The 13225-nt window shown below is 54.1% G+C and carries 13 protein-coding genes, 2 tRNA genes and 1 rRNA gene; 6 read left to right on the top strand and 10 right to left on the bottom strand.

Annotated features, from left to right (window positions below):
• Positions 1-67 precede the first annotated feature (67 nt).
• The 3 genes from RHJ02_RS08665 to RHJ02_RS08675 all read right to left on the bottom strand — a co-directional run bounded on the left by RHJ02_RS08665 (position 68) and on the right by RHJ02_RS08675 (position 1832).
• Positions 68-140, bottom strand: a tRNA-Ala gene (locus RHJ02_RS08665).
• A gap of 12 nt (positions 141-152) precedes the next feature.
• Positions 153-226 (bottom strand) — tRNA-Ile (locus RHJ02_RS08670).
• A gap of 116 nt (positions 227-342) precedes the next feature.
• Positions 343-1832: ribosomal RNA gene (locus RHJ02_RS08675) — 16S ribosomal RNA — on the bottom strand.
• A gap of 300 nt (positions 1833-2132) precedes the next feature.
• Between RHJ02_RS08675 and RHJ02_RS08680 the strand changes: the two genes are divergently transcribed.
• Both RHJ02_RS08680 and RHJ02_RS08685 read left to right on the top strand, forming a co-directional pair.
• Positions 2133-2423 carry a hypothetical protein gene (locus RHJ02_RS08680; protein ID WP_206199832.1) on the top strand — a complete coding sequence of 97 codons (291 nt, stop codon included), beginning with the start codon at positions 2133-2135 and terminating at the stop codon, positions 2421-2423.
• Between the two features lie 31 nt (positions 2424-2454).
• Positions 2455-3852, top strand: coding sequence for an IctB family putative bicarbonate transporter (locus RHJ02_RS08685; RefSeq protein WP_310800135.1), 1398 nt, complete (start codon positions 2455-2457; stop codon positions 3850-3852).
• Here the strand turns inward: RHJ02_RS08685 and RHJ02_RS08690 are convergent.
• A complete protein-coding gene (locus RHJ02_RS08690) occupies positions 3821-4102 on the bottom strand; it encodes a hypothetical protein (RefSeq protein ID WP_302678079.1) in 282 nt (93 codons plus the stop codon). The two genes, RHJ02_RS08685 and RHJ02_RS08690, sit on opposite strands and share 32 nt — an antisense overlap.
• Positions 4103-4923: 821 nt before the next feature.
• On the opposite strand from RHJ02_RS08690, the gene RHJ02_RS08695 reads away from it, so the two are divergent.
• On the top strand, positions 4924-6021 hold the full coding sequence (locus tag RHJ02_RS08695; RefSeq protein ID WP_302678080.1) for an ArsA-related P-loop ATPase: 1098 nt from the start codon (positions 4924-4926) through the stop codon (positions 6019-6021).
• A 6-nt stretch (positions 6022-6027) separates the two neighbouring features.
• Here RHJ02_RS08695 and hisD read toward each other — a convergent pair whose 3' ends face one another.
• The 6 genes from hisD to RHJ02_RS08725 all read right to left on the bottom strand — a co-directional run bounded on the left by hisD (position 6028) and on the right by RHJ02_RS08725 (position 10945).
• Positions 6028-7323 (bottom strand): histidinol dehydrogenase, encoded by a 1296-nt coding sequence (gene hisD, locus RHJ02_RS08700; RefSeq protein WP_206199836.1) that lies wholly within the window; start codon positions 7321-7323, stop codon positions 6028-6030.
• Between the two features lie 141 nt (positions 7324-7464).
• Positions 7465-7962, bottom strand: coding sequence for a DUF29 domain-containing protein (locus RHJ02_RS08705; protein WP_302676147.1), 498 nt, complete (start codon positions 7960-7962; stop codon positions 7465-7467).
• Between the two features lie 30 nt (positions 7963-7992).
• Positions 7993-8469 (bottom strand): DUF29 domain-containing protein, encoded by a 477-nt coding sequence (locus RHJ02_RS08710; RefSeq protein ID WP_310800136.1) that lies wholly within the window; start codon positions 8467-8469, stop codon positions 7993-7995.
• Positions 8453-9541, bottom strand: coding sequence for a Holliday junction branch migration DNA helicase RuvB (ruvB, locus tag RHJ02_RS08715; protein ID WP_206199838.1), 1089 nt, complete (start codon positions 9539-9541; stop codon positions 8453-8455). Before ruvB ends, RHJ02_RS08710 begins: the two co-directional genes overlap by 17 nt.
• A gap of 21 nt (positions 9542-9562) precedes the next feature.
• Positions 9563-10558 carry a ketol-acid reductoisomerase gene (gene ilvC, locus RHJ02_RS08720; protein ID WP_149818542.1) on the bottom strand — a complete coding sequence of 332 codons (996 nt, stop codon included), beginning with the start codon at positions 10556-10558 and terminating at the stop codon, positions 9563-9565.
• Positions 10559-10660: 102 nt separating this feature from the next.
• Positions 10661-10945: an RNA-binding protein gene (locus RHJ02_RS08725; RefSeq protein ID WP_181494467.1), complete on the bottom strand. Its 285-nt coding sequence runs from the start codon at positions 10943-10945 to the stop codon at positions 10661-10663.
• A 234-nt stretch (positions 10946-11179) separates the two neighbouring features.
• Here RHJ02_RS08725 and mnmA point away from each other — a divergent pair, with 234 nt between their 5' ends.
• From mnmA to RHJ02_RS08740, 3 genes are read left to right on the top strand one after another with little or no spacing between them, the layout of a single operon-like run.
• A complete protein-coding gene (gene mnmA, locus RHJ02_RS08730) occupies positions 11180-12289 on the top strand; it encodes a tRNA 2-thiouridine(34) synthase MnmA (protein ID WP_206199839.1) in 1110 nt (369 codons plus the stop codon).
• Positions 12290-12303: 14 nt separating this feature from the next.
• Positions 12304-12534 (top strand): DNA-directed RNA polymerase subunit omega, encoded by a 231-nt coding sequence (locus tag RHJ02_RS08735; protein WP_206199840.1) that lies wholly within the window; start codon positions 12304-12306, stop codon positions 12532-12534.
• Between the two features lie 5 nt (positions 12535-12539).
• Positions 12540-13220, top strand: a complete 681-nt coding sequence (locus tag RHJ02_RS08740) for a hypothetical protein (RefSeq protein WP_206199841.1) — start codon at positions 12540-12542, stop codon at positions 13218-13220.
• Positions 13221-13225 lie beyond the last annotated feature (5 nt).

Consider the following 13225-nt stretch of genomic DNA (forward strand, 5'->3'; position numbering starts at 1 on the left):
ATTCAGTTTTCAAGGTTCTGTCGCTGAAGTTTGATGTGCAGACACGTCAACCTTTGATGGAGTGACGTGGAGGTAAGCGGACTCGAACCGCTGACCCCCTGCGTGCAAAGCAGGTGCTCTACCAACTGAGCTATACCCCCAGGCATGTGATATGGGCCATCCTGGACTCGAACCAGGGACCTCACCCTTATCAGGGGTGCGCTCTAACCACCTGAGCTAATAGCCCATGCCTGTCTGCTTAACCTAGCAGGGTTTGAAAGCCAAGGTCAACCTCGTGCTTAGACCGCATTGAATCTGTTCTAAGAAGGTGACGTTGCGACCTGAACAGATTGGGTCTCCTTAAAAGGAGGTGATCCAGCCACACCTTCCGGTACGGCTACCTTGTTACGACTTCACCCCAGTCATCAGCCCTGCCTTAGGCGTCCCCCTCCCTTGCGGGTTAGAGTAACGACTTCGGGCGTGGCCAACTCCCATGGTGTGACGGGCGGTGTGTACAAGGCCCGGGAACGTATTCACCGCAGTATGCTGACCTGCGATTACTAGCGATTCCGCCTTCATGCAGGCGAGTTGCAGCCTGCAATCTGAACTGAGCCGTGGTTTAAGAGATTAGCTCGCCCTCGCGGGTTGGCAACTCTCTGTCCACAGCATTGTAGTACGTGTGTAGCCCAGGACGTAAGGGGCATGATGACTTGACGTCATCCCCACCTTCCTCCGGTTTGTCACCGGCGGTCTCCCTAGAGTGCCCAACTGAATGCTGGCAACTAAGGACGAGGGTTGCGCTCGTTGCGGGACTTAACCCAACATCTCACGACACGAGCTGACGACAGCCATGCACCACCTGTGTTCGCGTTCCCGAAGGCACTCCCACGTTTCCGCAGGATTCGCGACATGTCAAGCCCTGGTAAGGTTCTTCGCGTTGCATCGAATTAAACCACATACTCCACCGCTTGTGCGGGCCCCCGTCAATTCCTTTGAGTTTCACACTTGCGTGCGTACTCCCCAGGCGGGACACTTAACGCGTTGGCTACGGCACTGCTGGAGTGGATACCAGCAACACCTAGTGTCCATCGTTTACGGCTAGGACTACAGGGGTATCTAATCCCTTTCGCTCCCCTAGCTTTCGTCCATGAGTGTCAGTAACGTCCCAGTAGGGCACTTTCGTCACTGGTGTTCTTCCCGATATCTACGCATTTCACCGCTACACCGGGAATTCCCCCTACCCCTGACGCACTCTAGCGATCCAGTTTCCACCGCCGATCCGAGGTTAAGCCTCGGGCTTTGACGGCAGACTTGGAAAGCCACCTGCGGACGCTTTACGCCCAATAATTCCGGATAACGCTTGCCTCCTCCGTCTTACCGCGGCTGCTGGCACGGAGTTAGCCGAGGCTTATTCCTCAGGTACCGTCATTGTGTTCTTCCCTGAGAAAAGAGGTTTACAACCCAAAGGCCTTCATCCCTCACGCGGTCTTGCTCCGTCAGGCTTTCGCCCATTGCGGAAAATTCCCCACTGCTGCCTCCCGTAGGAGTCTGGGCCGTGTCTCAGTCCCAGTGTGGCTGATCATCCTCTCAGACCAGCTATGGATCGTCGCCTTGGTAGGCCATTACCCCACCAACTAGCTAATCCACCGCGAGCTCATCCTCAGGCCAAAAAAGATTTCACCTTGCGGCATATGGGGTATTAGCGGCCGTTTCCAGCCGTTATCCCCCTCCTGAGGGTAGATTCTCACGTGTTACTCACCCGTCCGCCACTAGCACCGAAGTGCTCGTTCGACTTGCATGTGTTAAGCAGACCGCCAGCGTTCATCCTGAGCCAGGATCAAACTCTCCATTTTGAAGAAAGAGAATTTGACTTTTTGCTCTAGTAGGTGTAACCTACATCGAAAATGTACTTACTTGAGTACCTTGACGAGGGTTAACGCTTTGGCTTTCAAACGTTGATTTGTCTAGGTTCAGGACTCGTTTCGGCTGCGCGCCTCATCGAGTGCTTTATCAATCTAACAAGCCTACATAGGCGTGTCAACCCCTTTTTCGAGATTTTTTTCGGATTTTTTTCTGGATTTGGCTGAAACGCTCTCTACAAGCGGCTTTTGGGGCTAAAAAGTTTTTCAGATTTTCGTTTCAGGAGGGTGAGCATGTCAGCGTTGGCGCTGCTGGAGGCCTATAGTCGTGCCCATCCGCAGGAGGTGTTGCTGGTGGAGGCACGGGTGGGGGAGCAAGAGGAGGTGGTGCTGATCTTTAAGGGGGTGTCGTCGTCGTTGACGGGAGCAACGGTGGTGGATGCGGATGTTCCCCTTTTGCCGCAGGAGGCGGTGATTGTGGCGGTGGATCGGCTGCGTAGTCCCTACACGCCTAGTGCGCCGGTGTATTTGGAGCGCGGAATTCCTTGGGAGGATTTTCAGCGACGGTGCTTGGGCGTAAGCTGATCGACGATACCTGTGCTTAAGGGATAGTGCTATGGATGTGCTGCTGCGGCGGTTGGATGTGGAGGGGTGGCGAAGCCACAGTGGGGTGGGGCGGCTTTTGGGTTTGCTCCAAGGATGGCAGGAGAAGAGTTGGCTGGGGCGATGGCTGCCACATTGTGCGGCGCTGCTGGTGGGCTTGGTGCTGGTACTGGCGCCGTTGATGCCCTCGGGAATGATTGGCATGCTGCTGGCAGCAGGGGGTGGGTTTTGGTTGCTGTGGACGCTGGCGGGGGAACGGGAAGGCCGCTGGTCGGGGGCACATTTGCTGGTGCTGCTGTATTGGGGGATTGCGCTGTTGGCAACGGTGTTGTCGCCGGTTCCTCGGGCGGCGATGGTGGGGTTGTCGAAGCTGACGTTGTACTTGCTGTTTTTTGCGCTGGCGGAGCGGGTGATGCGCAATGAGCGGTGGCGATCGCGCTTGCTGACGGTCTATCTGCTGACGGCGTTGCTGGTGAGTGTGGAGGGGATACGGCAGTGGATTTTTGGGGCGGAGCCGTTGGCGACGTGGACAGATCCAGAGTCGGCCTTGGCAAATGTGACACGGGTGTATAGCTTTTTGGGAAATCCCAATCTGTTGGCGGGTTATTTGTTGCCTAGTGTGCCGTTGAGTGCGGCGGCGATCGCGGTGTGGCGAGGCTGGCTGCCAAAGCTGTTGGCGGTGGTGATGCTGGGGATGAATACAGCAAGCCTGATATTGACGTTTAGCCGTGGTGGTTGGTTGGGGTTGGTTGCGGCGACGATCGCTGGGGTGGGGTTGCTGGGGATTTGGTTTTGGCCAAGGTTACCGCTGCAATGGCGGCGTTGGGGGGTGCCAACTGTGGGGGGGCTGGCGATCGCCCTCTGTATTGGTGCGATTGTGAGTGTGGCGCCGCTGCGGGAGCGAGCAGCGAGTATTTTTGTTGCCCGAGGGGACAGTAGCAATAATTTCCGCATTAATGTTTGGACGGCAGTGCAACAGATGATTTGGGCACGGCCTTGGCTCGGCATTGGACCGGGGAATGTGGCCTTTAACCAGATTTATCCACTCTATCAGGTGAATGTGCGCTTCACAGCATTGAGTGCCTATTCCATCTTTCTGGAAATCCTTGTGGAAGTAGGGGTGATGGGCTTTAGTGTCTTTCTCTGGTTGTTGGCGGTGCTCGCCGATCGCGCGTGGCGTTGTTTGCGGGCGTTACGGACAACAGCAAACCCTCAAGGGTTCTGGTTGATGGGAGCTGTGGCAACCATGGTGGGAATGCTCACCCATGGGTTGGTAGATACGATTTGGTTTCGCCCGGAGGTGGCTACCCTTTGGTGGCTGATGGTGGCGATCGTTGCCAGCTTTGCGCCGTTGGCAGACCGAACAGAGAATACAGCCGCTAACGGTCTGGATGCTGAGCCGTCAACCTAGGCATAAGCTCGGGATCGCCCGCTTGATCTTGCCAGCCACAGTGGGAGCAATGGCACTGACCTATCTTGAGTTGGGAGTGATGGATGGGTTGCCGACACGCAGGGCAGCGACCGGTGAAGTAAGGGTGGTACATCAGCATCCGAATCTGCTCAACAGGAGGAAGATGACCAATCACTTGCTCAAGACTGGCTGTGGGGGATTCTAGGGAAAACATCAGGGAGTCCACAGGAACGTTCGTATCGGTTGGCACAATCTCTTTTTTTCAGTGTGCGAGCGATCGCCGGCAAGGGGAATCGTAGAAATACGGAAATCTTCCCCCTCTAGCCTGTGGAAAACTCCAAAAAGCCTGTGGAAAATTCTGGGGAAAACCTGTGGAAAACCCCGGAAAAACTCTGAAAAACTGTGGAAAACTTTTTATTCTTTTTCCACTAAGATAATGGCTTGTGGAAAAACCCCCCACTTTTTCCACAAGTTTTCCACAGGGGGGAAGTGGCTCAAAGTCGCTCTGCAAGCGGGTTTCCGAAAATTTTTCCACATTTCCACAGCCCCTACTACTACTATAAATATTATTTAAATAATTTAGTAGCAGTAGTAGATCTCTAGATCTAAGGGGAATAAGATTCTGACAGAGAAAAATAAAAGATGTGATTTGGGGAACGTGGGGTTAGTTTGAAGCTGGCTTAGAGCTTGAGGAAATCTTGGTTGAGAGGGTTGTGATACTGGGAAACATTAGGAAGACAAGAACAAAACGAAAGGTTGAGATGGCTAGAGGATCAGAACTTCCAAGTGCTTGGGGAAAACTTTGGGGAATTTGGGGAAAACTGTGAAAAAGGATTTGAATTTAGGTTCAGGATGCTCTAATAAGGATCTGTTTGCGCCGCGAAAAATTTTTTTGGCCTGAGAAGGGTCTAGAAGCTCCTAGAAGGAGGGCGATCGCCCTAGTGAGTAGGTTTTATCGTTGAGGGGATTTTGCTGCCCATAGAGGCGATTTTATGAGGGGTTGTCTAGACAACCTTGGGATAACCGTTTGTCGATAGGATAGTCCAAGCAACTACCGTCCTCAAACTTGCCATGACACGCATTGTTACTCTCCTAGGAGCAACCCCAGAACAACAAACGGCACTGGGTCTGGCCATTGCCCAGTGGTTTGCCGAGCGACAGCAGCGAACCTTGTTAGCGGTGCCGAGTCCAGCCACTTCCCTGCAATTTCTCATTGGCAGTCCAGATCGGGCGATTGGTTGGCAACCCAAGTTGCTGTCGGAGGGATTAGCGATCGCCGAGCTGATGGCCACTGAAAGTCTCAACGCGGCATGGCAAGAACTTAGCCGTTTAGTGGAACCCTATTTGCCCCAAGAATTGGTGGGTAAGGTTTATGCGGGCGAATTGGTGATCTTGCCGGGGATGGATACTTTGCTGACCCTAAATGCGCTGCGCGTGCACTACAGCAGCGGTGAGTACGATGTGATTGTCTATGTGGGGGGGAATAGTCAAGATACACTGCGGCTGATTGGGTTGCCCCAAGGGTTGGCATGGTACTATCGCCGCTTTCAACGTTTGCTGGATCAACTGGATCTCAACGCGATCGCCAATGCGATTGGGGGGCCGATCGCCAGCGCAATTATGGCGGCCAATATTGACACCCAAAAAGTGCGTGAGCGTTTCGGTGAGGCGAAGGAGTGGATCGATCGCGGTGTGCAGATTGCCGCGGACTCGCAACGGTTATCGGTGTTTCTGCTAACGGATGGCACAGTGATCTCAACCGCTCAAACCGAATGGTTATGGGGCAGTGCTCAACAGGTGAATGTCCCTATTTCTGAGGTCTTTTGTATGGGGGAACCCACGCCAGAGGTCAGCCGCACGTTTGCACCGCTACGCATTTCCGCTCTTCCTAAAGACTGGAACAACTGGCAAAGTCTTGTTTCCTATCTTCCAGACTTGAACCAGCTAGGAGCGGCACCGGCTCCCTATGAGTTTGATGAGACGCAACAACAGGTGCGCATTTTTCTACCGGGATTTCGCAAAGATCAGGTGAAACTCAGCGAGTTTAGTGGGGAACTGACGGTGGAAGCTGGCGATCAGCGGCGCCACATTGAGCTACCCCCTAGCCTCAAAGGCAAACCCGTTCGCGGGGGTAAATTTGAAGCTCCCTACTTGATCGTCAGTTTCTAAGACTTTCTAAGGTTCAAGGCGCAGACGCACAGAGTCGCGGTGGGAAATCAGGCCTTCTGTTTCAGCGAGGGTCATGACCGCTCCCCCCTGTTTGCGCAAGGCAGCAGGGGTGTATTGAATAATGCTGGAGTGTTTGAGGAACGTTTCTACGCCCAAGGCAGAAGCATAACGGGCGGCACCAGAGGTGGGCAGGGTGTGATTGGGACCCGCGAGATAGTCGCCAACCGCTTCAGGGGTGGAATAGCCGAGGAAAATCGCACCGGCATGGCGCACCTGCTCGACAAGGCTCCAAGGGTCTTCGACTTCCAATTCCAGATGTTCAGGGGCAAAGTGATTGGAGAGTTCTACCGCTTGTTCTAGGCTCTCGACAATGCCAATCAGGCCATAGTGGGCGATCGCCTTCTCGGTGAGAACCCGGCGCGGATGGTCAGCCAATTGTTCGTTCACCGCTGTAACCACCGCCTTTGCAAGGGGCAAACTCGGAGTCAGTAAAATGGCCGCTGCCAAGGGGTCGTGTTCTGCTTGAGCTAGCAAATCAGCGGCAATGTGAACAGGATTGGCCGCCTCATCGGCAATGATTAAGACCTCTGAAGGCCCTGCTAGGGAGTCAATACCAACCCGCCCATAGACTTGCTTTTTGGCAAGCATGACATAGAGGTTTCCCGGCCCTGTAATCACATCCACGCGCGGAATCGTTTCTGTGCCATAGGCAAGGGCAGCAATGGCTTGGGCGCCACCAACGCGATAAATCTCTTGAATTCCCGCTTCTTGGGCGGCAACGAGAACCGCAGGATTAATACCTTTGCCCTGACCGGGAGGGGTGACCATGACAATCCGCTGCACACCGGCCACCTGAGCGGGAATCGCATTCATTAACACCGTACTCGGATAGGCAGCCCGTCCCCCCGGCACATACAGTCCGGCAGCATCAACAGCAGTGTAGCGTTTGCCGAGGACAATGCCATCTTCACCAAATTGCACCCAACTTTTGGGCACGCGCTGGCGGTGGAAGGCTTCAATTTGCTGCTTGGCAAGGCGAATGGCATCGAGGAGTTCTTTGGACACCTGTTGGTAAGCGGCATCCAGTTCATCTCCTTTCACTCGTAAGGTTTCGGGGGTGAGGTCAATGTGATCAAACTGGGCAGTGTACTCAATCAGGGCGCGATCGCCTTCCTTGGCCACACGGCGCAAAATTGCCTCAACAGTAGCCTCTTGGTCGCTCATCTCCCCGCTATCGGTGCGATCGCAAATGCGGCGTAGTTCAGCGCGTAGGTCGGTTAACTGGGTGATGATCCGCAACATGGTCGTTCACGTAGGCGAGGCAGAGAGTCGGGGAAAGGTTAAAAAACCTTAATCAACCCTATCAATAGCTTACAGCGATTTTCCAATTACAGGGGCGGGCTAAGGCTGGCCAACAACGAGTGCTTAGGGCAAGATCGCGATTCACGAGACTGAGCCTTCGGAGTTCGCATCAGATTGCCAAGGCAGCCAGTTCTGATCGAGAGCTTGTTCAAGGCTAAATTCGGGGGCTTCAGGAATCAAATGAGGATTCACCCCACTAGCGCTGAGAAAGAGTTTTCTCCCATTGCGATATTGTTTGATGAAAATCTCCTGTACAAAGGATGTCAAGCTAGGGCTGGCTTCGAGTATTTCCTGAATGTGCAATCTAAAATTCATCACTTCTCGTTGCCAACCCCGCAGGCAGTATTCCCGTTCCGTGTCCCAGTATTTAATTTTGAGGAGGTGCTCACAGAGTCGCATTAAATAGCTCGCGATCGCCTGTTTTTCGCTTCGACCCAAGCTCTCAATCTCCTCAATTAAATTTTCCACATCTAAGTGGTCAAAGTTCTCTGCCTTGAGGTGGGCAACGGTCTCCTTAAGCCAAAGGTAATAGTCTGCGGTGTAGAGGGATGCAGGTTTCGTTTTAATGGGAGGGGTCATACCAGAACACTTCTCGCAGGCCAGTGGATTCTATGAATTGAGGTCAGATTGCCAAGGCAGCCACTCCTCATCTAGAGCTTCCTCCATTGTGAAGGCGGGGACTTCCGGAATCACGTCAGGGGATAACCCAATCGCTTTCAACATATTTTTCCTTGCCTTTTGATAGGAGTCTAGGAAAGCTGCCTTTGCAAATGGCTGAAGACTGAGGCTATCCTGCAAAATTAGCGCAATTTCTAAACGGAAATGACTAATCTCCAACAGCCAACCCCTATAGCAGTATTGTCGCTCAGTTTCCCAGTATTTGAGCTTGAGAAGATGCTCACAAAGACGCAGTAGATAGCTGAATAGGGCGCATTTTTCGCTTCGACCCAAGCTCTCAATCTCCTCAATTAAATTTTCCACATCTAAGTGGTCAAAGTTCCCTGCCTTGAGGTGGGCAACGGTCTCCTTAAGCCAAAGGTAATAGTCGGTCTCATAGAGGAGTTGGGTCTTAAGACAAGGGGTCATGGGGACTAGATAACAACGGCAACTGGTTTTCTGGTGGAGTATAGCCTAGGTGTTGCCAAGCGCGGGGAGTGGCAACGCGGCCTCGGGGGGTTCGTTGCAGATAGCCCATCTGGAGCAGGTAGGGTTCATAGACCTCTTCAATGGTTTGCACATCCTCACCAGTGGCTGCAGCAAGGGTTTCAATGCCCACAGGCCCGCCTTGATAGGACTCAATTATCAGACTGAGGAGCCGGCGATCGCTCCAATCCAAGCCTGCTGGATCCACATTGAACAGTTCAAGGGCAGCGGTAGCCACCTCTAGGCTAATCGTGCCATCGTGCTTCACATCGGCATAGTCCCGTACCCGCTTTAGGAGCCGCAGGGCAATGCGGGGTGTACCCCGACTGCGGCGGCCAATTTCTAGAGCGGCTTCAGGAGTAATGGGAGTTTGTAAGAGGGCTGCCCCCCGCTGAACGATCTGCTGGAGTTCTTCGGGATGATAAAAGCGCAAGCGCTCCACTAAACCAAAGCGATCGCGCAAGGGCGAGGTCAAGGCGCCGGCACGGGTGGTTGCTCCCACAAGGGTAAAGCGATTGAGTTTCAGTCGTCGCGTGCGTGCCGTTTGCTGTTTGCCCACGGTGAGATCAAGGTAAAAATCCTCCATGGCGGGATAGAGGAGTTCCTCGGTCATGCGGGAGAGGCGGTGAATCTCATCAATAAAGAGAATATCCCCCGCTTGCAGGTTCACCAAGAGACCCACAATGTCGCGGGGGCGTTCCAAAGCTGGGGCACTGGTCACTTTGCAGTTGACCCCCATTTCTGCCGCTAAGATCAAGGCAATGGTGGTTTTCCCTAAGCCCGGCGGGCCATAGAGCAGCAGGTGATCAAGGGGTTCTTGGCGTGCCTTGGCTGCCTCGATCGCAATGTGCAGCACATCCTTGAGTTCCTGCTGGCCAATGTAGTCCTGCAAAAAGCGGGGACGTAGGGACTCCTCAGCCGGCGAGTGCTGTTCCTCTGGGGTGGGTTGATTGGAAAGCAGTAAAGGGGGGCGCGATCGCTCCGGCGGTGAATTTTGCGACGAAATAATCGCCATTGCTGCCCCCTAGGGCAAAGCTTAAGCCCGTTTTAACCAGCTAAACATGGAACGCAGTTCTTGACCCACCTGTTCAATGGGGTGTTCTGCCTCCCGTCGCCGCATTGCAGTAAAGCCCGGTTTACCCGCCATATTTTCCAGCACAAACTCACGGGCAAATTGACCCGTTTGAATTTCGTGGAGAATTTTGCGCATTTCCGCGCGGGTCTCCTCGGTAATAATCCGTGGGCCACGGGTGAGGTCGCCGTATTCTGCGGTGTTGGAGATGCTGTCCCGCATTTTGGCAAGCCCCCCTTCCACAATCAAATCCACAATCAGCTTCACTTCATGGAGACACTCAAAGTAGGCCAGCTCTGGCTGATAACCGGCCTGCACCAACGTTTCAAAGCCAGCCTTAATCAGGGCGCTGAGGCCACCACAGAGCACCACTTGCTCACCAAACAGATCGGTTTCTGTTTCTTCGCGGAAGGTGGTTTCCAGAATGCCGGCACGGGTGCCTCCAATTCCTTTGGCATAGGCCATGGCGAGATCACGGGCTTGACCACTGGCATTCTGATAGACCGCAAACAGGCAGGGTACCCCTTCCCCTTGGGCATAGGTGCGGCGCACGAGGTGACCAGGGCCTTTGGGCGCCACCATCACCACATCCACATTGTCGGGGGGCACAATCTGGCCAAAGTGAATGTTAAAGCCGTGGGCAAAGGAAAGGACATTCCCCGCTTGCAGGTGGGGGGCAATCTCCTGCTCATAAACAACCCGCTGAACTTCATCGGGCAGAAGAATCATAATCCAGTCGGCCAGTTTCGCAGCTTCCGCCACGGAGTGCACCGCTAGACCATCGGCACGGGCGCGCTCTGCAGAACGACTGCCGGCATAGAGACCCACCACAACATTGAGACCGCTATCCCGCAGGTTGAGGGCATGGGCGTGGCCTTGGGAGCCATAGCCAATGATGGCGATCGTTTTGTCCTTGAGGAGTTCTAATTGGGCATCTGCGTCGTAATACATGCGCGCCATAGTGATGATGTTCCTTTCCAATTGCATTCAGCAGGTCGTTATTATTTCTCTACCACATTGGCAGAGCCGATATAGCACCTCCTAGAGGGCTAGTTGCGGGAGTTAGCGATTACGGGAATAACGATTGTTCCCACCGCCCATGGCTTCACGGGGGCGTGCCTTGTTGACCTTGAGTTGCCGTCCCATCCACTCGGCACCGTCGAGATCAGCGATCGCCGCATCTTCTTCAGCATCCGTGGACATTTCCACAAAACCAAAGCCCCGCTTACGGCCTGTTTCCCGATCCACCGGTAAATAGACTTGTTTGACGGAACCGTACTCGGCAAAAACGGCCTCTAGGTCTTCTTGGGTGGCCGTGTAGGAAAGGTTGCCGACATAAATAGACATAATCTGATCTGCTCCAAAGCAAAAATTGAACCCTGTGTTGACGCTGACTTCGGAGAGACGACTGTCACGTAACCAACCTTCCCTAAAACCGAACTCAAGAATCGCTCTACTTAAAAAACTCAAGCGGCGATTACTCGCCAACCTTGTCTTCCGATTATAGCCGATTGCGATCGCCTGCGCTGCGAAAGTAGGGATGCTACCCTAAAAGAGGTAGATTTTTTGTGAATCTTAACAATGTCCGATTTACCGGCGGTTGTTGTGGGCCTTTCCGGCGGTGTTGATAGTTCCGTGGCCATTGCTAGCCTCAAAGCTCAAGGGTACCCCGTTGTTGGTCTGACGCTGTGGCTGATGAAGGGTAAGGGGCAGTGCTGCTCTGAGGGGCTAGTGGATGCGGCGCGTCTTTGTGAGGAGCTGGGAGTCCCTCACCATATTGTGGATAGCCGCGAAATTTTCGAGAAATATATTGTGAACTATCTGGTCAGTGGCTACGCCAGTGGGGTGACACCGCTGCCCTGTTCCCAATGCAACCGTTTGGTGAAGTTTGGGCCGATGCTCGCCTATAGCCGTGAGCAACTGGGGATTGACTACATTGCTACCGGGCATTATGCCCAAGTGAAATACAATCCCACCAGCGATCGCTATGAACTGTGGCGGGCGGTGGATCGTCATAAGGATCAAAGCTACTTTCTCTATGACTTGCCCCAAGAGATTCTGGCTCATGTGCTGTTTCCTCTTGGTCAGCAAACCAAGGCGCAGACCCGTGCCCTCGCGGCGCAGTATGGCCTGCATACCGCCAGTAAACCGGAAAGCCAAGATCTCTGCCTGATTGAAGCCCATGGCTCCATGCGCCGATTCTTGGATCAGTATCTGCCCAGTCAGCAAGGGGAAATTGTCGATGTCCATGGCCGGGTGCTGGGGTACCATCAGGGGATTCACCACTATACGATTGGCCAGCGCAAAGGCTTGGGAATTGCGGCACCTGAACCGCTTTATGTGGTGGCCTTGGATCGGGAACACAATCGCGTCATTGTCGGCGATCGCGCCACCGCCGGCCGTCGTGAGTGTACAGTGGCCCGGGTGAACTGGGTCTCGATTCCCCCCCCCACAGAACCGATCACAGCCACGGTACAAATTCGCTATCGTACTCCTCCAGTGCCGGTGACTATCATTCCCGCTGCCAACGCTGAGCAGGTACAATTGGAGTTTACTGAACCGCAATTTGGGGTAACGCCGGGGCAAGCGGCGGTTTGGTATGCGGGCGATCGCCTGCTGGGGGGCGGCATTATCCAGCCCTTTGTGACACCGACACCACAACCCCTACAAGCAATGGCCACCCACGTTTAAGGAAAAGACTGACCATGCAAAAGCGCCTTCATTACTCATCCTTGGAAATTAACCGCCGAGCAGAAGAATTAATCAAGCACTCCGCCAATCGCTATCGGATTACGGTGCAAATTGCCAACCGGGCGAAACAGCGGCGGGGGCTAGAGGCCAGTGAAGATCTCGATGATCTGCCCCTGAAGCCGGTGACCCGTGCCATTATCGAAATGTCCGATGAAATTGCTCAACCGGAGTTACTGGCAGATTAGGCGCCATGGGAAGACGACGGGGCTGGACGTTTTTGGGCTGGGTGACGTGGGGGTGCTTGCTGGCACTTCTGTGGCTGCCCCTGAGCAGTACTTGGAGTGTGGGGCGATCGCAACCTGACCCCAACCTACCCGATGCCCCTGCCCAAATTCTCATTAACCCGCGGCTGGTGGCAGAAACCCTCTATCCGAAGTTGCCCGGTTTGCCGAAGGAAAACCACTATATCCGTCAAGACAACCGTCAGCCGGCACCAGAAAGTACCCTCCTTGAGCGATTCATTGTCTATCACACCACTGTCAAAGGGCGATCGCCCCTCTACCGTTTTGACTGGAAAATTTCCCTTGCTGACTATTTGGGGCTGAATGACTTCCTGCGCAGAGAAACCTATCCGGGACGTTCTTACCTGACAGTCAACCCCATGGAAGGGGATATGGCTGCCATTCGCCAACTCAATCGCCAACAACGGGATGCCTTGGTGAGCACACTGGCCACCTTCTACGCCCAGCAAGCGGGGTTACCCACGACTACACCCCAGCGTCCCCAACCCCAAACAACACTGCCAGAACCGACATGGAGACCCCCCACCGTTCTGCCCCCTGTTCCCCAACCCGGCAGTGCTGGACTTTTGGCGCCCCCCGAATCCCCCCGCCCGCTGCCCACTGGGGAATCCCGTTTTTTACTGCCCTAGATGTT

The organism is Thermosynechococcus sp. TG215, from assembly GCF_031583455.1.
GTDB lineage: Bacteria > Cyanobacteriota > Cyanobacteriia > Thermosynechococcales > Thermosynechococcaceae > Thermosynechococcus.

Excerpts from the sequence above, each read along its gene's own strand:
- RHJ02_RS08680 (WP_206199832.1), top strand. The coding sequence starts at position 2,133 with ATGTCAGCGTTGGCGCTGCTGGAGGCCTATAGTCGTGCCCATCCGCAG.
- RHJ02_RS08685 (WP_310800135.1), top strand. The coding sequence starts at position 2,455 with ATGGATGTGCTGCTGCGGCGGTTGGATGTGGAGGGGTGGCGAAGCCAC.
- RHJ02_RS08695 (WP_302678080.1), top strand. The coding sequence starts at position 4,924 with ATGACACGCATTGTTACTCTCCTAGGAGCAACCCCAGAACAACAAACG.
- hisD (WP_206199836.1), bottom strand. The coding sequence starts at position 7,323 with ATGTTGCGGATCATCACCCAGTTAACCGACCTACGCGCTGAACTACGC.
- RHJ02_RS08705 (WP_302676147.1), bottom strand. The coding sequence starts at position 7,962 with ATGACCCCTCCCATTAAAACGAAACCTGCATCCCTCTACACCGCAGAC.
- RHJ02_RS08710 (WP_310800136.1), bottom strand. The coding sequence starts at position 8,469 with ATGACCCCTTGTCTTAAGACCCAACTCCTCTATGAGACCGACTATTAC.
- ruvB (WP_206199838.1), bottom strand. The coding sequence starts at position 9,541 with ATGGCGATTATTTCGTCGCAAAATTCACCGCCGGAGCGATCGCGCCCC.
- ilvC (WP_149818542.1), bottom strand. The coding sequence starts at position 10,558 with ATGGCGCGCATGTATTACGACGCAGATGCCCAATTAGAACTCCTCAAG.
- RHJ02_RS08725 (WP_181494467.1), bottom strand. The coding sequence starts at position 10,945 with ATGTCTATTTATGTCGGCAACCTTTCCTACACGGCCACCCAAGAAGAC.
- mnmA (WP_206199839.1), top strand. The coding sequence starts at position 11,180 with ATGTCCGATTTACCGGCGGTTGTTGTGGGCCTTTCCGGCGGTGTTGAT.
- RHJ02_RS08735 (WP_206199840.1), top strand. The coding sequence starts at position 12,304 with ATGCAAAAGCGCCTTCATTACTCATCCTTGGAAATTAACCGCCGAGCA.
- RHJ02_RS08740 (WP_206199841.1), top strand. The coding sequence starts at position 12,540 with ATGGGAAGACGACGGGGCTGGACGTTTTTGGGCTGGGTGACGTGGGGG.